Consider the following 21,714-nt stretch of genomic DNA (forward strand, 5'->3'; position numbering starts at 1 on the left):
AGCACTTTTCCTTATACGAAGCATAGTGTGTTATTCTGTGTCGAAGATATCCATCACATAAGCGATTTCTGTGTCAGAGATTGTTATTTGAAATTCATCCTCTAAAATGCGCAATGCCGTTTGGATGATATGATATAGCTTTTCGTCTGCTTTAATACGTTCTTCCATGCCGATATAGGGCATTTCTTCCTTACGGATACAGCGCTCTATCATACATCCTACATGTAGCATATAACCAATCAACACACGATTATAATCATCAATATCTAACATTTTTGAAATGACACGGAAGGATTTACGAATGAGAGCATCCGCTTTGATCGGATCTAGAAAAACAAGCGTTTCTTTTAAGAAATTATTGGTCATTAAGTTCGCTGAAACGATTTCTTCGCCTTCTACCCCTAGATTCATCGCAATAATCTGATTTAATTGGGAAAAGCCATCTTCTAAGATAATCTTGTCACTGGAGATATAGGCTACATCTTGAATATGCAAATCACATGCACCTACAACAGCCAAGACTCGTTTCCCACTTAGATCCTTTTGTTTAAAAGTTTCGGTATTGCAGGGAATAATCTCAATACTGCATTCTTTTACCAGTGGCAAAGCACTGCAGATTAAATCTCCTAATTTAATAGCTACGCCTTCTCCACTCATACAAGTCGTAATAATCACATATTGTTCCCCATTTTGTTGCTGCAGATTCTTTGAATATAGCTTGCCGATATAGGGCGTATAACTACGTAATTCTTTATATAGATCATCCAATGTATATTCCAGCAGCATGGTTTTTCGCAATGCTTCTAATACAAAGGGCGTTGATATCATATCAATGGTCCGAATAGGAATCTGTGTCTTTTGCGAAATGATGTCCCCAAAGGATAAGAGAGAACCCATATCCACTAACATCAAAACCCCTTTTCCCTCATTGATTTCCTTTACCTTTTCCGTAACGACCTCTAAAAAATCATCCACATTCTGATGCAGGCTCATATCCAGCGCATGACCATGCGTAGTATGTAAAAGTGAATTTGCCACATCCACCATATTGCGCGCTACCCCATTTCCATGTGCTAACGCCAGTAAACCAATCGCCCCATGCTTTCCCTCATTTTCCTTTTCCACACATAAAAACATGGTGAAAAATAAGAGCTCCTGATCTTTTAGTTTCATATCCAATTCCATTTCCAGAAAATCGCGTATTTCTCTGGCTGCCGCATATTCATTAGGATTTTCCCGCATGACCTTATAAATTCCATCATTGATTTCATAAGTATCCCGTTTATGCTCCGCTATTGCAGAAACATGCATCGCCATGGCTACGCAAATTTTTTTCGAGAAATGACAGCTTAAACGCTGTTCTGCTAAAGATAAGGCAACCTCCACAGCATGATAAATATGAATCGGTATGATCTTATGCAACATATCCATATCTTCATGCTCATCAGTGATACGATCTGACAAAGTTTCCATATATTGCTCAATATAACGGCGTATAAAAGAATTGGCCTCCGCAATCGAATAACCACGACGTTCATACCCTATCAGCTTACGACTGATTTCATGATAAATATCGGAGAATTTCTCATCATAATTTTCTTCCGAGGTTGTTTGATCATACAATATATATTCTTCATGAAGTGGCAGATTTTTTTCTATTTCTTGCATCTTTTCAGCATTTAATAATCCACGATAAATATGATCTTGCAAAATGGATGTCGTAATACGAATTTCATCGTATCCTTTCATTTTCGATTCAAGAAAGCCATTGGCACACAGTAATCGAATATCAGCTTTTAATTGTCCGATATTTCCTTTACAATCATAGGACAATAATGAACGCATGACTTTATTATGTACTTGAATTGGTATCATAACCTGATTATATTCCTGAGCAAAAAATTTCTCAATCAGCTCATAACGTTCTTTTATCGTTCGCTCATGCAAAGCAGGCATTGTGATCGTCATCGGGATTCTTCGTAAAAATGTCTGTAGTAAAGAAGATTCTACATTCTCTGTGGTTGCCGCAATAATCAATGTTCTTGCCGTACTATTTTCTTTTGCTCCTAAGCGGCGATATTCATTACGATCCATTAACATGAATAGCATCTCTTGTCCTTCAGGAGGCAGTCGATGTATTTCATCCAAAAATAAAACCCCATCGCGTGCCTGCTCCACTAAGCCATCATTCGTTTTCTCTGCCCCTGTATAAGCACCCTTTACATAACCGAACAATTGACCCAACAGCAGCTGTGGATTATCCGCATATTCTGCACAGTTAAAGACGATAAACTTCGCATCCTCACCTAATACACCGTGTTCCTTGGCATAACGATACATGATTTCCGCGAACATTGTCTTTCCTACTCCGGTAGGACCAATCAACAGCGTATGCAACCCAAATGGCGGATAGATCATCGCTGCTTTTGCTTTCTTGATAACCGTCTTTAAACTACCATCACTGCCAATCACATGCAAAAAGGCATCCGTCCCTATGGTTTCCTGCATTCGTATACTGTTTTTTAAGGTTGTTACTTCGTACTGTTCTAGCCTTGTCTTACTTAATTCCTGTAATATCTTTGCATCAAAATAATACACCGGTCTTCCAATAACTTTCACAACCACTTTTTCCTGTACCAGACGATTGAGCTCTTTGCTCACATTTGCCCTGTCCATTTGTAAAACCGCCGCAAGATTTGCCGCATTTACCCCTTCATATCCTTCCATGATCTGTTTTATTGATACGGTTTGACACATTTGTTTCAGGCAATCAAATACTTTTGATTTCCTTAGCATTGTTCCACCTCAATTTCAGAATTGTCATAACATCTCTATATGTGATTATAGTTGATTGTACTTCTAAAGTCAAAGCGTTTTCTACCATGGCAGAATTTTCCTGTATATGACCTTTTTTACATGCCGAAGCTGTCAATATTCTAACCTAATAAAACTTTATGTAGATATTCCTATTAAAGAGCAAAAAAAGAAGACAGTTTATAAAACCGTCTTCTCTAGAAAGGTCGCATTATTTTTTGATAATGGATGTATTCCAATGTTCGTTTGGTGCTACTTCCAGTAAATCAGCTACCGTAGCTGCAACATTTGAAAGTCCTAGATCTTCATCCTGTTTCAATTCTACATCTGCACCATAAACAATGAATGGAACCTTGTTTAATGTATGGGAAGTCTTAGATTTAACAGGTGCATCTTCTTTTTTCTTCTTTTCATACATTTCATCAGCATTTCCATGATCTGCTGTAACGATTAAGATACCATTTACAGCATCCACCGCTTTCTTAACACGAGCCAGCTGTAAGTCAACAGATTCTACACCGATAACAGTAGCTTCAAAGTTACCGGTATGGCCAACCATATCGCCATTTGGATAATTCGTACGCAGGAAGTCATAGTTTCCTGATTCAATAGCGGCACATAACACATCGGTGATTTCAGCAGATTTCATCCAAGGACGCTGTTCAAATGGTACAACATCAGAAGTGATTTCTACATAATCTTCCAATTTCTCATCAAATTTCTCAGAACGATTCCCATTCCAGAAGTATGTCACATGTCCATATTTCTGTGTTTCGGAAATAGCATATTCACGAATCCCGTGTTTGCATAATTCTTCTGTCAATGTATATTTGATCTTTGGTGGGTATGTTAAGAAGTTGTGAGGGATATTCAAATCTGCATCATACTGCAACATACCGGCATACATAACTTTTGGCATTCTCACACGATCAAACTTATCAAAGCTGTCATCACCGTCAAAGGCTAACGAGATTTCCTGAGCACGATCGCCTCTGAAGTTAAACAGTACAACACTGTCGCCATCTTCGATCGTTCCCACCGGTTTGCCATCTTTCGCAATGACAAAGCCTGGCAAATCCTGGTCAATTACGCCTGTTTCGTTACGGAATGTTTCTACTGCTTCAGAAGCAGAAGCAAACTGACGTCCTTCACCTAAAACATGTACATGCCATCCTTTTTCTACCATTGCCCAGTTTGCTTCGTAACGGTCCATCGTAATCGTCATACGTCCGCCGCCGCTAGCAATGCAAGCATGGAAGTTATCATCATTTAATTCAGCCATGTAGTTTTCAATATCTTCGATATAGATCAATGCACTGGTTTCCGGAACATCACGTCCATCTAACAGCGCATGAATGCGAACTTCTTTCACGCCATCTTCTTTTGCTTTCTTAATCAAAGCCTTCAAATGATTGATGTGAGAGTGTACATTTCCATCCGATAACAAACCTAAGAAATGCATTGTTCCATCTTTACAATTGTTAACCAAAGCTTCCCATGTTTCAGTCTTGAAAATTTCTCCGGTTTCGATGTTTTCATTTACTAATTTTGCCCCTTGTGAGTAAATTTGTCCACAACCAAGAGCGTTGTGTCCAACTTCACTGTTCCCCATGTCACCATCACTTGGCAATCCAACAGCCAAGCCATGTGCCTTAATTTCTGTGTGTGGGCAGTTTGCCCATAATTCGTCTAATGTTGGTTTATATGCTTTTTTAACGGCGTTACCAAATTCTGATGCGTTGATTCCAACACCGTCCATAACCACTAATACTACTGGTCTTTTACTCATAGTATCCATACCTCCTGTCTACCTTATAAATATACCATCTTTTTCTTGTTTTAGAAACTGTTTTGTTCACAATCCCCATAGAAAAAACATCACTTTTCGTGATTTTTCTTTATGATAGTTTATGGACACTATAAAATACGCATGAATGCCAGTAATAGAAACAGGATGCCACTAACCCATGATAAATTCCAATCTGCCAAGGAAGCGACATGCCTTCCTATATATGAGCCAAAAAAGACCGCAAGGAAACCGACAGTGAAACTGATACATAAAACCAGTAAACGATCATGTACCTGTACGCCATAAGCAAAACCACTGACGATCGAATCGATGGAAAGAGCAACCGCTAAATATAACGCTTCATGCAATGATAACTCTTTTGAATGATCGGCATCTGCCCGTGTTTCATCCAGATAAACATCAAGTACAAAGGATATACCACTGTACTGAAAGGAAACTTTACGACTTTTTCGATCCTTTAAAAAAGATTTAATCGTTCCTTGAAAAAGTGCACTAACACCCATTAAGAAAAAGATAGCAAACGAGAAAACAGCAGCATACTGAGGATGTAATACCTTTTGAAAAAGCCCTGCAGTATAAATAGAAACACCCAAAAAGCTTGTCCCTATCAATGCGATTAACAAAGTTGAACGTAATGGAATACGAATCTTTTGTGCACCATAAGCAAGAGATGCTAAAAAACTATCTAAACTTAATGCCACAACCAATAGGAAAGAAGTAATCATTTCGCATTCTCCTCTTTATTATGGTATTACGCTATTGCATTTCGGTGACGGCTGCTGCCAAATTAAAAACATCTCAATTCGCATGTTTTGCGTCATGAGATGCTTGTATTTTATAATTCTGTGATATTTCCTTTTTTATCGGCTAAGATCACACTCATATTCAAACTGTTTTTAACCGCTTCCGGTATTTCATTCCATTGTCGGCGATAAGAAAGAGAATCATTAAACGCAATGCTGTAATGTGTTTTTGTATCTTCAATATGCTTTAATACTTCACTCACCTTCACCGGTAATGGCTGTTTACGGCCACGTTTAATACCTTGCACATTGATGACCCAACGCTTATTTTCGTTATGGGCCTCGATAAAGTCTTTATTTTCCACATATTCCCAGCCATGTTCATTTAGCCATCCTTTGATGAGGTTACGCAAATCTTCTGTATTTCGCTTCATCTTTGCTTTTCGTGCTGCCAATTTTTCTTCTTCACTTTTTGCCGGACGACCGCGTTTTTTGTCAGGGAACATGCGCTGGCGATTTGCTAAATCATGCAACTGAAAACGCACCGTTAAATGGGAACCAAATCCGGTATTACCTTTTGGGCGTTGTAAGATTTCATCTCCTTCTAACATTTTTTTATAAATAGCCTGACAGCAAGTAGGCATCGTTGCATGCTCAGGTGATACAGAGGCATGTAGCTGCTTAGAATTCACCTCAATGCAGGTTTTTCCCTCCTTTATCGCTGTCAGTTTCAAATTTTCAATAACTTCCAAGTAATCTTTAATTCCTGGACCTTTCATTTTAACACTCTCCTTTTATTGGTTACATTGTAATTGTTTTGTTTTGTCGAATGCACGCACATTCTGGCAGATTCTAAAAAATTTGTTTTTTTCTATAAAAGGAATGTCTAAATTTCTGTATCACATGATGAATCCATGATAAAATAAAAGGAGAAATCATCATCGATTACGCGCATAAAATTAAGAAAGTGGTGAAGGCATGAAAAAAATGTTGTTTAAAAAAATTCTGGCTGTCTTAGACGCCATAGAATTACAAGGTATCGATCTTCATCATGCACCGATTCGGGTATATGAAGAGCTGGCAAATGATTATTATGCAACAAAGCTACCGGAAATTCGTGAAATCATTCATTTTCTGCATGAAAAGAAAGCCTTAAAAGAAACCGAAAACGGTATCGACTTAAATCCTGCACCGACGATTTATGCGAAGAGTAATCAGAATTCCGGTGTTGAAGCTTTATCATTATTTGAAACCTTTATCCATGATGTATCTGTTTACGCCTTTTATCAAAAATTGGCTTATGACAATGCTTGGATGGACAAGCAAGATGTGGAAGAAGCGCTAGGAGCAGATGTGTATCGTTTGCTGCAACAGACCATTCTGTTTGAAATAGAAAATGAGCAATGTCATTTTCAGCCAAAGCTGTTAAAAGGTATTACGGATATTCTACAGGAATATGATGACGAACAAGAGCCTTTGATTTCCGTCGCCCTTACTGCGCTGTTTACTTCCAGTATCGTTGCCCATGAAGATATGCGCATCGATTATAAAAATACAAAAACACCGATGTTAAATTATAAATATAAACAAACGATTCTTTCCATCATCCCAAGACGTGGCATACCACACGATCGTGATGAAACCAAGGCACTACAATCCTTTTATAAGGACACCTTGTTTCATGAATTTGATCATGCCTGCCCGCTATGTGGTATAAATATTCCTCATATGTTAATTGCATCTCATATTAAACCTTTCCGGGATTGTGCGCACATTTATGAGGCAATTGATCATAATAATGGGCTATTGTTGTGTCGTAATCATGACTATCTTTTTGATCAAGGTTATATCTCCTTTGATGAACTTGGTTATATCCTGCTTAGTGAGGAGATGTTAGAACGAGATCATTTAGCTTCTTATGTATTAAGAAAAAACTATCAGTTACCTGCCTGCTTTTTGACAAGAGAACGCCTGCAATTTTTAGAATATCATCGTAAAAATATTTTTAAGCATAGGAAATAAGCTTCTGCCTATGATGAAAAGATATACACTTTCTATCCGATATGTACCCTCCATATTTATCAGCCAGTAAGGAGGGTATTTTTTTCGTCTATTCCATGATTCAGCTATCCTTTTTCACCATATGATAAGACATTCCCATCTTTCATAGTATTAGCATGAGATACATTCTTAAATTATTTCCATTTATAAAAGAAAAGCACAAACATATCTATACAAGTATCAAAATTTTAAAAACTTATCTATAAGATCTTTTAATGACCATAGCATCACAAGATTGATTTGATAAATGTAAAAAAATGTATGCATAGAATTTAACAAAGTTTTAGTAAAAACATTCGAAAAAAAGCTCCTATCTTACTTGATCTAAGTATGACAAGAGCTTCTGCATAAACATTATAATTGAAAAAATGCTTGCTTGATAAACCGTATTTTTTCACAGCATAAAACTATAACACTGTTAAAATATCTTCCAGCTTCTCCATCACCTGATAGCACATTGCTTTTAATTCATCATCCGGTGCTATCATATCCGGAATCATTATGACATCCATCTTTGCTGCATGTGCTGCCAATATGCCATTCTTAGAATCTTCTATGACAAGGCAGTCTTCCTTTCGCAAGCCCAGACGCTTTGCTGTTTCAAGATAAATATCAGGATGAGGTTTTCCATGCGCTACCATCTTACCCACTACGATTTCTTCAAAGACATCTTGAATGCCCTCATGCCGCAAGTTAAACTCCACATTTTCCCTTCGCGCACTACTTGCTAAAGCCAAACGATAACCTTTTTCTTGGAGAGCTGTAAACAGCTGCTTTAAATTACATTTAGGCAATGGACCATGTGTTTTTTTATACTCCATCGCGTAATCTTCATGATATTGATACGCCTCTTCCTGAGGCCAGCCTTTTGGCATGTAGGCATCAAACACAACTTGTGCACTTTGATAGGTTCTTCCAATCAAATCTAAAATAAATTGTTCACTTTTGGGCAGATGGAAACGCTCCATGGTTGCCAGCCAGGCAATACGCGATATTTGTTCCGTATCAAATAAGGTTCCATCCATATCAAATAAAATTGCTTTCCACTTTTTCATCGTAACCTCCATACAAGAAAACCCCATAGAATTCTCTACGGGGGAATTAATTACCATCATTTGCAGGATCATCACTTTTGGAAGGGAGCTTAAAAATTTGCTCACCTGGTTTGCTCCCCATGAATTTACCTCTGGCGTAGCGTTTTACATATTCAGGGTCTTCCAAATTTTCTTTACGTTTCTTTAAGTCCTTTTGCTGACTTTCTAATGAACTGATCATCTCTTCACTGGTAGAGATTTCTTTCTTTAAACGAAACGTTGTGATCAAATCTTCTGCAGCTATCCAAATCAGAAAACAGGATAAGAATATGGCGGCTAAACTAAAGAACGTGCGAAATGGATGTTTCTTCTTTTTTCTTTTTGCGCTTATTTTTTTTACTTCTTCGCTCATTTATCCTTCGCCTCCTGATTTTCTTCGGTAATCTTATTATAGCAAGTATTTTGGATTTGACAAGTTTAAGTTTTTTGCGTAAAGGCCGCAAAGTTTTAACAAGAGCGAAGAAGAATTGCTGAAATACCGCAAGATACCACGTATAATACACCATGACACCTAACAGGAAAAAACCAAGTAGGTAAATGTTGGTAATCCCGCCATTGATGCCATAAAGACCATAATAAAGCAAAGATGTAAACAGTACATGGAACAGGATTTCCATCGTTCCTCTTAAAAAGGAAACATGCATATATTTCACAAAATTTAAAAGAAAACTAAACCCTAATCCATATACCCAGCCCATGAGAAAGTGATATAGAATAGACTGTATCTGAACCGGCAGCAGCATTATTTAAACAGCTTAGAAATAACCGAATCCTTTCCATTACCTTTTTTATTGGATACATAAGATAAGGATTCAATCAATCCGCGGATAATGACATCTCCACGCTCGGTATCCAGCTTTCCTAAGGTCAGATCTTTTCCCTGCACGAGCATCCAGCCTTGTGCGGTTTCCATTAAAAATTCACTGGAATCAAAACTGTCAATCTGTTTGACACCAGTTAATTCCATCACTTTACGATCTTTTATCACAACGTTATGGTATGGATTTGTTTCAAAGCGCAAAGGATTTGTATTCGTTGTATCTTCCATATAAGTTCCTCCTCTTTTCTTCATTACATCCTATGTTCATGAAATAGCGTTTAGAACTTATGCAATTCTTACAGCGATACTTATAATAAACGCAGTTGTCGTGGGGCTTCTTTTCGCATGGTGACCACATCTTCCTTTGTGATATGTCCCAATAATACACTACTCTTTGGATCATGTTGCATCATGCGTTGGGAAATGCTATCTTCGTCATAATTGGCATAACAATAAGCGCAGCCATGATTACAACAATTATAATCACCAATATCTACCGTTGCCAAACACGCACATTGTGTTCGTACGCCTTTTTCTTTTAATGCTATCGGATATCCTACCAAAGCTTCTATCTCTTTACGATCTACGCATAAGCCCTTTTGGATATGATAAGGGGATAAATCAATGGCTTCCGCACAAGTTTGTATTTGCATACCATAGGATACGCCAATTTCTCCAAGACATTTTCCTATGGCCAACATCTGTGCATGACGCAACTCTTGTAAATGTAAAGATGGCGCATGTTTTTGTGTGTTTTTATACATATCAAGAAAGGAAATGATGATTTTGTTTATTTTGCCTTGTAACTTTGCACAAAGTTTTTCAAAGGCTTGTGCATGGTAGCTGATGGTATAACGTTCATTTAAGAGAATCGGATCATAGCGTACATATACACGATCTTTTCCAATTTGTTTTGATAGCTCCACAATGCCCTCTAAAATGGCTTTTTTATCTAAGACATGGGACTCTATATCCTGATGATAAGGAGTAAATGTCACATGAAAGAGATAGGGAAAAGGAATTTCGGATAAGCGATGCAATATGGGCAAAGGATTTTTTGTACAGAAGATCATCGCATCAATTTGGTCTTGTGTTAGTGCTATACGACTGATCTGGTGAGGATTAAAAGGATTTCGTACGTCCACAAAACCTGCTTTGAAACGTTGAAACAGCCATTCACTGTAAAATGCCGGAATATCACACCTGCCACTTACAAACAACAACATAACCTCACCTCCTATAGTGTAAGACGATCTTTGCCATCATAGGTATCATTAGCATCTAATCTTGTATTTGATATAAAACCATGCGGTATTCGCGCATGGTTATGGATAAAAAGTTGTATCACATACAAACATGTCCGTATGTGCGTAATGACGGAGTGCCTTTTCAATCCGTGTTTTATCTTCACTCAACGCAAACACGGTGCTTCCGCTTCCTGACATTAAGACACAGGGAAAGCCCATGGCAATTAGCTCCTGTTTGATATCAGCAATCTGAGGAACCAGTTGGAAAGCACTATATTCTAATGAATTCGCAATATACTGCGGTAGTTGTTCATACTCTTTATTTTGTAACAGTTTTTGAATGATATGCGCATTCGGATGTGGACATTTCGCAAAATCCAACGTTGCAAAGGCTTCTTTGGTAGATACACCGATAGAAGGTTTTACAAGTAATACATGTGGCTTCCAGTCAAAGTGAAATGGCGTTAGTTTTTCCCCGATACCTTGTACTAAAGCACTTTCCTGTAAGACACAGAAAGGCACATCTGCCCCAAGCTGTTTTCCTAGCTGTGCTAATTCTTCCATCGTTATAGAAAGATGACACAAACTTTGAATCCCTCTAAGAACGGCTGCTCCATCGGCACTTCCTCCGGCTAGGCCGGCTTGTGAAGGTATGCGCTTATGCAGATGTACATGGAAATGTTCTTTTAACGCAAAGGTGTTTCGCATTAATTGAACAGCACGAACAACGGTATTTGTATCATCCATGGCAACTTGTGAATCATCTGTTGTGAACATATCTTCTTTTGCAATGGATATTTCAATCGTATCATGTAAGGCCAGTGGCAACATGATCATTTCTAATTCATGATAGCCATCTTCACGTTTCCCTACAACATTTAATGTCAGATTGATTTTAGCATGTGCCTCAACGATCATCTTGCATCACCTCGTATAAATGCAGAAATTCATCCAGTGTCAAACTTTCTGCTCTTCTCTTCGCATCAATATCAGCCTTTTCTAAATAAGCTTTTGCGGTTTCTTTATCGCTGCAATATTCCTGAAAATTATTTAAGATGGTCTTCCGACGTTGTTTAAAGCAAGCTTTGACCATTGCGAAAAATGGTTCTTCTTGTAAATTTGTGTAATGTTTGCGAAAGGTAAATTGCAACACTGCGCTATCAACATTAGGTTTGGGATGAAAAACATTTTTTGGAACTTTCATAACAGCGCGTACATCACAGCGATATTGCGTTATAATGCTTAACGCATTATATTCTTTCGTATTTACTTTCGCATGAAAACGATCTGCCACTTCTTTTTGCATCATTACCGTAATCGCCGCAATATCCGCATTTGATTCAAAAATTTTAAACAAAATCGGCGTTGTAATATAATAAGGCAGATTTGCCGCTATCACGACATCCATACCTTTTTCACGATAACGATTTACCCATTCCCTTAAATCAATTGTTAAAAAATCCTGTAAAACAATAGAAACATTCGTATATTCAGAAAGTGTATCTGCTAATACATGAGGTAAACGTTCATCTATCTCAAAACAGACAACCTCTTTCGCATATTCACATAAATATTGCGTCAATGCGCCAATGCCCGGTCCGATTTCAAACACAACACAATGATCACTGACAATAGCACTGCGGGCAATCTTTTCTACAACACTTGGCTCTGTTAAAAAGTTTTGTCCGTAATTTTTCTTAGCGAACAGGTCATGCGTTTCTAAGATTTCCTTTGTTCTGGATGGGGTTGCGATAGGTTTCTTCATAATGATATCCTTTCTATACTAAAGCCGCAAACGCTTTAATAGCTGCCTCAATCATACAAGGTGGTAAGAACAGCCGCAGCAGCAGCCAAGACAATATTTTTAATTAACTTCGTAAAATTACTTCCTTTTTGGGTGCTTTTTACATCATACAAGCGAGGAAAAGCAAACAATAGAAAAGCGCTGTAAAATAAGACCTGCTGGCGCATGGTTTCATTATCCATACGTAACGCAAAGATTACGGCAATCAGAAAAACAAGATTACTGATGGATTTTAGAAAACGCCGTAACGAATACATGCGCATATCTAATAATGGTAAGCTTCCTTGGATATCCTCGTGATAAAAAATCATTGTGGATTCATGTTCCAAAAGCAACTTCCATCCCAGTGAGGTAAAGATATCTTCATCACCGAGGTATTTTACATCATAAATACAAAACTTCCCATATCGCGGTGCTGTTTTCACAAAACGAAAGAACAAAAACGAATCAAAAAAGATGTAAGAAAAATCTTTTACGATCCATCCCTTTATAGCCATTTGCCGCAACCATGTTTCTAATGTTTCACGTTGGACAAAGACACTGCGAATTTTTTGTTCTTCTTGTTTCATTTGCGCAACAGCTCCTCAACATCATGCAGTGTCAACTGCATCATATTTAAACGTTTAAACAACGTTTTGGCATTTGGTCTTCCTAAATAAAGCGCCTGAGCAACTTTTTCTCTTTGATGAGCGGCAGCTTTCCCCCCATGCAAGCCTAAAGATAAATATTCTTCCCAGGATATACTTTCAACAGGCTGTTCTTGATAGGTGAATACATGAGATAATGCATCCAACAAATCTTTTTTTGATGCATGTTCTACACCGACCTTCTTCGCTGTTTTTGCTTTATGCTTCTCGATATATGCATTTTTACAGCCGGGAATTTTCTGATTGATGGCAGTACGAATGATTTCCCCGGGATGATCAGGATCGGTAAAGATGATGACACCTCTGGTTTTGGCAGCCTGCTCAATGAGTCGCAATGTTTCTACTGACAGATGGGTACCATGAGTTTCAATGGTATCACAGTCAATGCAGCTTTGTAGCACGTTGGTATCATTTTTTCCTTCCACAACAATAATTTCTTTAATTTTCATGGATATCACCTACCTCTATAGTTTACCACAATTTTATCTTAGACGCTATTGCCTCTCTTTGATGTTTAAGGATTGCCTTTTTTATATTTTAAACACAAAAAAGATTGATCCTTTATCATATATGGAAAGTATCAACCTATCTTTTATCTGCTAAATTGTCGTAGTACATTTAAGCAAACTTTAGTTTAACTATTTTACAATTCCCCTAGGCTCTAGCGGGAATTCGCAGCTGCTATTTTCTTATGTAGCATCCATATAGCCATATTATACCAAAAGCTTATTTGTACATAAGCTCTTTCTACTTTTGCCAGAATTGGCGAATTTCACTTATGAAATACAAGGAACCGGTAATAACGATCGTTTTCTTTTTCTTTAACATATACGTTAATGCCGCATGATAATCTTCAATAAGATGGAGCTGTTTTCGATTTTTTAAACAACGGATATCTAAAGAGCGCTCATTATCAAAATGTGTGATGGTAATATCACTTGTAATGGTTTCTAATATCGATAACATCGTTTCAAAGTTCTTATCTTTTAAGACAGAAAATAAAACAGCGATATCGTCATAACCTTGTAAAGAGTTGCACAATGCCTGGATACCATCCGGATTATGCGCTCCATCTAAAATCACAATCGGATCTTTCTGCATAATTTCAAAACGACCGATCCACACAGCTTTACGTAAACCAGCCAAAATCTGCGCATCCTTTATTTCCACAAGTCTTTTTTCACGTAGCCGCCAAATTGTTTCCAAGGCAAGCGCCGCATTGCGAATCTGATAATTCGCCATAGAAGCCAGTGTCACCTGTAAATGTCGATAGGTAAATACCGTTTGCAAATTTGTAGATAAATCACAAATCGGCTCTAAGGTGTACAATTTTACTCCTTGTGCATCGGCATGTTTTAAAAATACATCCAGGCAATCTGCTCTGGTTTCTGCACTCACCACATCTGCACAAGCTTTGATGATACCTGCTTTTTCTTCCGCAATCTTTGCATAGGTGTCTCCTAAAAGCTCCATATGATCCAATCCGATGTTTGTTATCACGCTGATCAATGGTTCCAAAATATTGGTCGCATCTTTGCGGCCTCCTAAACCAACCTCAAACACGGCATAGTCCACATGATGCCTTTCAAAGTAAATGCATGCCAGCATCATATCAATCTCGAACATGCTCAGATCCCAGGTAAGCCAACTTTCATAATAAGTATTGGCAATTTCTATGAATTCTTTTTCATCCATATACATATCATTGATGCGGATGCGGTCTAAATGCGTAATCATATAAGGAGAGGTAAAGGAGCCTACACAATACCCTGCTTCCTGCAGCATACTGCGGATATCATTGGTCGTAGAACCTTTTCCATTCGTCCCTGCAACATGAATACTTTTTAGTTTCTTTTGGGGATCCCCTATGCTCTTCATATAGTCCTTAAAATGCATCAAACCATATCCGCGATTCTTCCGTCCTTCAATAAGCTGAATAATTTCCTCTGCCTTTGTAAACATATTTAATCCTCAATCTTCCATTGCACCGGTGAATGCCCCATCTTTAACAAAGCAGTATTTGTCTTAGAAAATGGCTGACTGCCAAAGAATCCATGATAGGCCGATAAAGGAGAAGGATGTGCTGAAGTTATGATATGATGTAGCGGATTGGTAATGAATTCTGCTTTCTGTTGTGCCCAATTCCCCCATAAAAGGAATACAATACCTTCTTCTTTTTCATTCAATGCGCGAATAACGGTATCGGTAAAAATTTCCCATCCTTTTTTACGATGAGAACCGGCTTTTCCACACTCGACACTTAACACTGCATTCATCATGAAAACACCCTGTCTGGCCCAATCCAGCAAATAGCCATGTGAGGGCATATCGATATCCAAATCGGTCTTTAGTTCCTTATATATATTACGCAGACTTGGTGGCAGCTTTACCCCCTTGCGCACGGAAAAACACAAACCATGTGCCTGATTTGGCTGATGATAAGGATCCTGCCCCAAAATCACTACTTTCACCTTTTCATATGGACAAACATCAAAACAGGTAAACAAATCCTCACGTGGAGGAAAAATCGCCTTGGTTTTATATTCTTCATCTAAAAAAGCCATCAATTCTTGATAATAAGGCTTCTGTATTTCCTGTTGAAACAAATCATTCCAGCGCTTCATATGCATCACCTTCCAAACGCAGTAATCATACCATAAGACCATCTTCTTCACAATGTGCATAATTTTAAAAAAAAGTAGTGAGAATGAAACTTTTTGGCTTTTTCTTTCGTTAACTTAGTGAAGGAGTGCTAATTATAAAGATAGACAAAAAAATATCATAAAAAATTCTTAATTTTTCTAAAGATTGTCTTACATTTTAGTAATACACCCCTATCAAAAAAAGAATCATGCTATAATGCGGTTAGATAAACAAACACTTACGAAGTGAGGTGACTGATATGAAAGGGAAAGATCTTACCACGAATACAACGATTGCGACAACCCATCCGGATAATACAATACTGACGGCAATTGTGAAACCACGTAACATCCTGATTGTCATTGGTCTAATGGCTGTCTTTATCTTATCTTTTTATTTATTCACCTAGTACACGAGAAGATTCTTACAATTTCATAACTTTTCATGCAAAATAAGAGAAGTGTGCTATAATAGGTGAACCATGAACTGAGGGGTGAGAGATATGATAGAGAAAAACATGCATCCGGAAAAACCGATGCCAGAAGAAGAGCGTGATTTACTAGGGGAAATCTTCAGTTTTCGTAATGTACTTCTATGTGCAATTGTGTTGGGAGTGCTATTAGTAGTCATTAATATCTTCGCGAAATAAAGAACGATAAACCATACCATATCATATAAAAGACACGTCTTATCAATGTACAAGCCACATGGTGATGATTGGCAAACATGCTAAAGACACGTGTCTTTTTTTTTATCGTCATTTGGTGATGTAGGTGGCAACTGTTTATGTTTGAAAAAAAGTACCGTATTGTTTCCTTTCAACGATCCTCTCTCAGCTTTCCCAAAAACAAATTTCCCTAATTCTGGGATGAAAAAGGTCTTAATATCTTGATAGTGTAAATGTTTTCTGAAATTTATTCTGTTATTTTCATAATGTTATTGTAATTTCATCTCATTAGTGGTATGATACAACCAATCAGATAGAGGAGCGGAAGCGACAAAGTTAATTGGAGTCGGCGGACATTTGACAGTTAGCTGAAGCAATTTCGCCGAACTACAACTTTTGGCAAGAAGTTGTGGTGGGTTTATGGAGAACATCCATAAAACTGTCTACAGTCGTAGGAGTGCTATCTTATTGTCCATGTAGTAAGTAAATTTCACATGCCAGTAAGGTCATTATCCTACTGGCATTTTTTAACGAGGTGATGAATGATGAAAGATAACGTTTTACACATCCAAGGCGTGTCTGTAGAACAGCTTGCGACGGCTTGCCAGACCCCTTTGTATATTTATGATGAGAATAAAATAACGGAAAAGCTTAGCCGTTTTCATGAATTATTTCAATCAGATACTTTTAAAACAGAAGTACTCTATGCATCCAAAGCGTTTTCCTGTAAAGCCATGGTAGAACTGGTCGCGCAATACGGTTTGTCCTTAGATGTCGTCAGTGGTGGTGAATTATATACCGCAAAACAAGCTGGATTTCCTATGGAACGTGTATATTTTCATGGCAATAATAAATCCTATGATGAAATCATGATGGCCTTAGACTATGGTGTTGGAACAATCATTGTCGATAATGCGATGGAATGCGATATGCTGGTAAAAGCCGTAAAACGCAGTGGCCGCAGCATCAAAACCATGTTAAGAGTAAATCCAGGTGTTGAAGCACATACACATAAATACATTGTGACCGCCCATTTAGATAGTAAGTTTGGCATTTCTATCACCAAGAAAAAAGAAATTGCCGCCATGATCCATACATTAACAAGCGTTGCGGAAATTACTTTTCTTGGTTATCACTCCCATATCGGTTCCCAGATATTTGATAAACAGGCTTATGTAGCGGAAATTGAAAAGCTCATGCAATTTACAAAAGAAATGCAAACTGAATATGATATTCATATCTCAGCTTTAAATTTAGGCGGCGGCTTTGCGGCACTTTATACGAATGCCGATCATCCTATTCCTTTACAAGATGTTTGTCATACTATCTTAGATACTTGTAAGAAAGAAAATGCCAAACAACAATTAAACATCGAAAAAATTATGATTGAACCAGGTCGCAGCATCGTAGCAGAAGCTGGCAGTACCCTATATCGTGTCGGTTATCAAAAACAAACAGAGCATAAGAAGTATATCTTTGTCGATGGCGGTATGAGTGATAATATTCGTCCAGCATTGTATCAGGCAGAATATGCCTGTGATATCGCCAATCGCATGCAGGAAGAAAAAACAGAAACCGTAACAATTGCCGGAAAATGCTGTGAATCAGGAGATATTTTGATTGAGAATGCCAAATTGCCAAAGATATCACAAAATGATCTGCTAATTATTTATACGACCGGTGCCTATGGCTATAGTATGGCCAGCAATTATAATAAGCTGGGACGTCCGGCAGTCGTTTTCGTAAAAGATGGCCATGCCCGTGTCGTCATTAAAAAAGAAAGCTATGAAAACATGTTGGACTTAGAATGTAATGAGGTCATCAACGTATGAATATAGTAGAGAAGTATGGAGGAACAAGCGTAGCCGATCTGGATAAGATACGCGCTATTGCTCAGCATGTCAAAGAAATGAAAGAGGCTGGTCACAATGTGATTCTGGTAGCTAGTGCCATGGGAAAAACCACAAATAAGCTTATTGAAATGGCAACGGCATTAGGTGGTCATACCAATGATAGAGAAATGGATTCCCTTTTATCTACCGGTGAACAGCGAACGATTACCCTATTAGCCATGGCGATTGATGCACTTGGAATACCGGCGATTTCCTTAACCGGATATCAATGTGGTTTCATTACCAGCCATCATCATGCACATGCGCGTATTAAAGATATTGACATCACCAATTTACAAAAACACCTGGACGATGGAAAGGTTGTGGTGGTGGCTGGTTTTCAAGGAGCTACCGAGCATGGTGAAATTACGACGTTAGGAAGAGGCGGCAGTGATACAACGGCCGTCGCCTTAGCTGCCAAACTTGGCTGGGACTGCTATATTTATACCGATGTCAATGGTGTTTATACCATTGATCCAAGAATGTATCCAAAAGCCAAACGTTTAAAAGAAATCACATATAATGAAATGATGCAGATGGCTTGTTTGGGCGCCGGTGTTTTGGAAACACGCAGTGTAGAGCTGGCTAGTAAATACAATGTACGCCTATTCTTAGGAAAAGCCTTAGAGAAAGATAAAAGTAAGGGGACGTTTATTATGGAAAAAACGAAAAATCTGGAAGATATGCCGATTACCGGTATTAGTATCAAGGAAGATTATGCAATTATGCGGGTGAACGATCTTCCCAATGATGGTATCTTTCTTGGCGAGTTGTTCACACTGATTGCCAAATTAGATATCAATTTAGATACAATATCGCAACAGTTGACGCATGATGGTAAAGTTAACTTTTCATTTTACTGTAATAAAAAACAATCGGATACCATTTTAAAGCATATCGATGAGTTAAATTCCAAATATCCGATTTCCCGTCTGTTGGGCTTTGTGAAACTTTCGGTCGTCGGTGTCGGCATTTCCACACACAGTGGTATAGCGGCAAAAGTATTAAGTACCTTAAATGCACATAATATTCGATATTACATGATAACATCAAGTGAGATTTCTATCTCATTGACCATAGAGGAAAAAGATAAACAGAAAGCAATTGAAGTCTTAGGGGAAGCCTTTGATCTTTAATCTATTTATAACAAAACACCGAAAGGTGAAAGGAGAACATCATGAAATTTGATCTTAAGGGAAGTATTGTAGCACTTATCACACCCTTCCATGAAGATGGAAGTGTCAATTTTGAAAAGTTACACGAATTATTAGAATGGCATGTTGCCAATCATACCGATGGTATACTGGTTTTAGGAACGACCGGTGAAAGCAGCACCATGACGCATGAGGAAGATGATGCTGTCGTCGAATTTACCTTACAAACGATTAACAAGCGAATCCCGGTCATTGTCGGCAGTGGCTCTAACTGTACACAGACAGCTGTTGAAAAAAGCTTGAAGTATGAAGAAATGGGAGCCGATGCCTTACTGGTCATTTCCCCATATTACAACAAAGCCAATGCCAGTGGAATGATTCAGCATTTTCTGGCCGTAGCCGATGCCGTTCATACACCAATCATCATGTATAACATTCCTGGCCGAACAGGTTGCAGTATCTCTGAAGAAGCCGTTGCCGTATTAAGTAAACATGAACATATTTGCGGTATTAAAGAAGCAAGCGGAAATATCGCTTATGCGACAAATATCGCCCGTTATCTGAATGATGATTTCCGTATGTATTCTGGAAATGATGACATGATTGTTCCTTTATTATCTTTAGGTGCCAGTGGTGTGATTTCTGTATTGGCAAATGTGATGCCACAAGAAACACACGATATGGTGATGGCATATTTACATCATGATGTAGATACAGCCTTACAGATACAGTTAGATAATTTAGATCTCATTCACGCTTTATTTATTGAAGTCAATCCGATTCCTGTCAAAGAAGCTTTGAATCTGATGGGCAAACAGGTTGGTGGATATCGTCTGCCGTTATGTGAAATGTCAGAAGAACATAAAGAGGTATTAGCTGCTAAAATGAAGGAGAAAGGTTTATGCTAAATATTCTAGTCGCAGGCTTTGGCAAGATGGGAAGACTGGTTGTCGACAGTATTCAGAAACAAGAAGATATGCAGGTGGTAATGATTGCCGATGGTACTCAGAAACCTGATTTATCAACACTGCAAGAAGAACTGCATGCGATTATCGACTTTTCACATCCCGCCAATTTAGAGTGGATTGCCCCTTATGTGAAGGAGCATCATACGCCTTATATCTGTGGAACGACCGGACATAGTGATATGCAGAAACAAGAAATCAATGCTTTAGGTATGTATGCCCCTATTGTCTTTCAAGCAAATTTCTCACTAGGTATTGCTGTCATGCAGGAAATTCTTAAGATGGTGACACCCTTGTTAGAAGATAGTTTTGACATGGAAGTCATAGAAGCACACCACAATCAAAAACAGGATGCACCTAGCGGCACAGCAAAGATGCTTGTCGATATTCTGAACAAGGATCATGCCTATGAAGAAGTACATGGAAGAGAAGGGTTCATTGGCAAACGACAAAAAGAAATCGGTATTCATGCCGTACGAGGCGGTACGGTTGCCGGAGAGCACAGTGTCCTCTATCTTGGAGAAGATGAAGTTCTGGAAATCAAACATACGGCTAATAGTAAACAGATTTTTGTGAATGGTGCTTTACGCGCAGCACGCTTTATCCAAAACAAGCCCCATGGTACGTATACCATGAAAGATATCTTATTTAATGAATAAAAACAACGAGAAAGTCTCTTACATAACGGATTATGTAGGAGGCTTTTCCATGTGTATGTTCAAGTGCTGTATACAATCTAAACAAACACTAAAACTTTGGTATTCACAATAGAAAGCTTGTCTTTTCCCAAAAAAGCGGTATGATGGATGTAGAAAGATAACCATAACATTAATTAGGAGATGTGATACCCATGGGATGAATAGAATAAGAAATATGATATAAAATCCTAAACGTATAGGGATTAGAAAGGAGTTAAAATGATGAAAGAATTTAGGAGTATTGTAATTGACGCAGATTCAAACACTTATACTATTAAAGATGGAACACAGGGAGAATACAAGTTATCAGAAATTAAAAAATATAGTATTTTAAATGAACATGCAAATTATCGTGGAAAAGCAGAACCTTTTCTTCATCAGGTACTTGGTGGTGCTTCCTCTTTTATAGCTGTAGAACCTAAATTGTATGTGGGAATTAAAATCACTACGACTGCAAATGAAACTTTAGCTGTTTATATTTCAGAGAATCCTGTATTGTTTAATTCTGATGCTTATATTGAAGATAAGCAAGAAGCAGAAAGAGTAAAAGCGGTATTTGATGAGTTCTTTAAAAAATAAAATTATGAATTATTAAAGCCTAGAAAATTGGGACATGAACAAAATCTAATTAGATTATTCTTGTCTATAAGATAAT

At 37.9% G+C, this 21,714-nt stretch carries 23 protein-coding genes and 1 riboswitch; of the genes, 8 read left to right on the forward strand and 15 right to left on the reverse strand.

Annotated elements, in window-relative coordinates; genetic code table 11:
• Positions 1-30 precede the first annotated feature (30 nt).
• The 4 genes from AC1VS3_RS06155 to AC1VS3_RS06170 all read right to left on the reverse strand — a co-directional run bounded on the left by AC1VS3_RS06155 (position 31) and on the right by AC1VS3_RS06170 (position 6,146).
• Positions 31-2,796: a sigma-54-dependent transcriptional regulator gene (locus AC1VS3_RS06155; RefSeq protein ID WP_481275547.1), complete on the reverse strand. Its 2,766-nt coding sequence runs from the start codon at positions 2,794-2,796 to the stop codon at positions 31-33.
• A gap of 229 nt (positions 2,797-3,025) precedes the next feature.
• Positions 3,026-4,603: a 2,3-bisphosphoglycerate-independent phosphoglycerate mutase gene (gene gpmI / locus AC1VS3_RS06160; RefSeq protein WP_008691096.1), complete on the reverse strand. Its 1,578-nt coding sequence runs from the start codon at positions 4,601-4,603 to the stop codon at positions 3,026-3,028.
• A 128-nt stretch (positions 4,604-4,731) separates the two neighbouring features.
• Positions 4,732-5,349 (reverse strand): manganese efflux pump, encoded by a 618-nt coding sequence (locus AC1VS3_RS06165; RefSeq protein WP_008691095.1) that lies wholly within the window; start codon positions 5,347-5,349, stop codon positions 4,732-4,734.
• Positions 5,350-5,459: 110 nt separating this feature from the next.
• A complete protein-coding gene (locus AC1VS3_RS06170) occupies positions 5,460-6,146 on the reverse strand; it encodes a hypothetical protein (protein WP_008691094.1) in 687 nt (228 codons plus the stop codon).
• Positions 6,147-6,345: 199 nt separating this feature from the next.
• Here AC1VS3_RS06170 and AC1VS3_RS06175 point away from each other — a divergent pair, with 199 nt between their 5' ends.
• Positions 6,346-7,389, forward strand: coding sequence for an HNH endonuclease (locus AC1VS3_RS06175; RefSeq protein WP_017144529.1), 1,044 nt, complete (start codon positions 6,346-6,348; stop codon positions 7,387-7,389).
• 446 nt (positions 7,390-7,835) lie between these two features.
• Here the strand turns inward: AC1VS3_RS06175 and AC1VS3_RS06180 are convergent, their stop codons facing one another.
• The 11 genes from AC1VS3_RS06180 to AC1VS3_RS06230 form a co-directional block, all read right to left on the reverse strand.
• A complete protein-coding gene (locus AC1VS3_RS06180) occupies positions 7,836-8,483 on the reverse strand; it encodes an HAD family hydrolase (protein ID WP_008691090.1) in 648 nt (215 codons plus the stop codon).
• Positions 8,484-8,529: 46 nt separating this feature from the next.
• Complete coding sequence (locus AC1VS3_RS06185; RefSeq protein ID WP_481275548.1) at positions 8,530-8,874, reverse strand: FtsB family cell division protein; 345 nt, start codon at positions 8,872-8,874, stop codon at positions 8,530-8,532.
• The gene (gene yabQ / locus AC1VS3_RS06190; protein WP_081484668.1) at positions 8,804-9,265 is read right to left on the reverse strand and encodes a spore cortex biosynthesis protein YabQ; all 462 of its coding nucleotides are present in this window, start codon (positions 9,263-9,265) and stop codon (positions 8,804-8,806) included. The genes AC1VS3_RS06185 and yabQ overlap by 71 nt, the downstream gene beginning before the upstream one ends.
• Positions 9,265-9,570: a sporulation protein YabP gene (gene yabP, locus AC1VS3_RS06195; RefSeq protein WP_008691085.1), complete on the reverse strand. Its 306-nt coding sequence runs from the start codon at positions 9,568-9,570 to the stop codon at positions 9,265-9,267. The genes yabQ and yabP overlap by 1 nt, the downstream gene beginning before the upstream one ends.
• An 80-nt stretch (positions 9,571-9,650) precedes the next feature.
• Positions 9,651-10,568 carry a DUF1848 domain-containing protein gene (locus AC1VS3_RS06200; protein ID WP_008691084.1) on the reverse strand — a complete coding sequence of 306 codons (918 nt, stop codon included), beginning with the start codon at positions 10,566-10,568 and terminating at the stop codon, positions 9,651-9,653.
• Between the two features lie 99 nt (positions 10,569-10,667).
• Positions 10,668-11,507: a 4-(cytidine 5'-diphospho)-2-C-methyl-D-erythritol kinase gene (gene ispE / locus AC1VS3_RS06205; protein WP_008691082.1), complete on the reverse strand. Its 840-nt coding sequence runs from the start codon at positions 11,505-11,507 to the stop codon at positions 10,668-10,670.
• Entirely contained in the window at positions 11,497-12,354 is an 858-nt protein-coding gene (rsmA, locus tag AC1VS3_RS06210; RefSeq protein WP_008691081.1) for a 16S rRNA (adenine(1518)-N(6)/adenine(1519)-N(6))-dimethyltransferase RsmA, read from the reverse strand. The genes ispE and rsmA overlap by 11 nt, the downstream gene beginning before the upstream one ends.
• Positions 12,355-12,401: 47 nt before the next feature.
• A complete protein-coding gene (locus AC1VS3_RS06215; protein WP_008691080.1) occupies positions 12,402-12,962 on the reverse strand; it encodes a DUF2812 domain-containing protein in 561 nt (186 codons plus the stop codon).
• On the reverse strand, positions 12,959-13,489 hold the full coding sequence (gene rnmV / locus AC1VS3_RS06220) for a ribonuclease M5 (RefSeq protein ID WP_008691078.1): 531 nt from the start codon (positions 13,487-13,489) through the stop codon (positions 12,959-12,961). Before rnmV ends, AC1VS3_RS06215 begins: the two co-directional genes overlap by 4 nt.
• Before the next feature lie 298 nt (positions 13,490-13,787).
• Positions 13,788-15,002, reverse strand: coding sequence for a bifunctional folylpolyglutamate synthase/dihydrofolate synthase (locus AC1VS3_RS06225; RefSeq protein WP_008691077.1), 1,215 nt, complete (start codon positions 15,000-15,002; stop codon positions 13,788-13,790).
• A gap of 2 nt (positions 15,003-15,004) precedes the next feature.
• Entirely contained in the window at positions 15,005-15,664 is a 660-nt protein-coding gene (locus tag AC1VS3_RS06230) for a uracil-DNA glycosylase (protein ID WP_017144528.1), read from the reverse strand.
• Positions 15,665-15,942: 278 nt separating this feature from the next.
• Between AC1VS3_RS06230 and AC1VS3_RS06235 the strand changes: the two genes are divergently transcribed.
• The 7 genes from AC1VS3_RS06235 (at position 15,943) to AC1VS3_RS06265 (ending at position 21,638) form a co-directional block, all read left to right on the forward strand.
• Complete coding sequence (locus AC1VS3_RS06235) at positions 15,943-16,092, forward strand: hypothetical protein (RefSeq protein ID WP_008691075.1); 150 nt, start codon at positions 15,943-15,945, stop codon at positions 16,090-16,092.
• A gap of 93 nt (positions 16,093-16,185) precedes the next feature.
• Positions 16,186-16,332, forward strand: coding sequence for a hypothetical protein (locus AC1VS3_RS06240; protein WP_008691073.1), 147 nt, complete (start codon positions 16,186-16,188; stop codon positions 16,330-16,332).
• A gap of 324 nt (positions 16,333-16,656) precedes the next feature.
• A riboswitch (Lysine riboswitch) is annotated at positions 16,657-16,821 on the forward strand.
• A 71-nt stretch (positions 16,822-16,892) separates the two neighbouring features.
• Positions 16,893-18,182: a diaminopimelate decarboxylase gene (gene lysA, locus AC1VS3_RS06245; protein WP_213540150.1), complete on the forward strand. Its 1,290-nt coding sequence runs from the start codon at positions 16,893-16,895 to the stop codon at positions 18,180-18,182.
• Positions 18,179-19,378, forward strand: coding sequence for an aspartate kinase (locus tag AC1VS3_RS06250; protein ID WP_008691071.1), 1,200 nt, complete (start codon positions 18,179-18,181; stop codon positions 19,376-19,378). The genes lysA and AC1VS3_RS06250 overlap by 4 nt, the downstream gene beginning before the upstream one ends.
• Before the next feature lie 41 nt (positions 19,379-19,419).
• Positions 19,420-20,304, forward strand: coding sequence for a 4-hydroxy-tetrahydrodipicolinate synthase (gene dapA, locus AC1VS3_RS06255; RefSeq protein ID WP_008691070.1), 885 nt, complete (start codon positions 19,420-19,422; stop codon positions 20,302-20,304).
• Positions 20,298-21,020, forward strand: coding sequence for a 4-hydroxy-tetrahydrodipicolinate reductase (dapB, locus tag AC1VS3_RS06260; RefSeq protein WP_008691069.1), 723 nt, complete (start codon positions 20,298-20,300; stop codon positions 21,018-21,020). The genes dapA and dapB overlap by 7 nt, the downstream gene beginning before the upstream one ends.
• A gap of 261 nt (positions 21,021-21,281) precedes the next feature.
• Positions 21,282-21,638, forward strand: coding sequence for a hypothetical protein (locus AC1VS3_RS06265; RefSeq protein ID WP_008691068.1), 357 nt, complete (start codon positions 21,282-21,284; stop codon positions 21,636-21,638).
• Positions 21,639-21,714: the final 76 nt, after the last annotated feature.

The organism is Longicatena sp. (assembly GCF_982403165.1).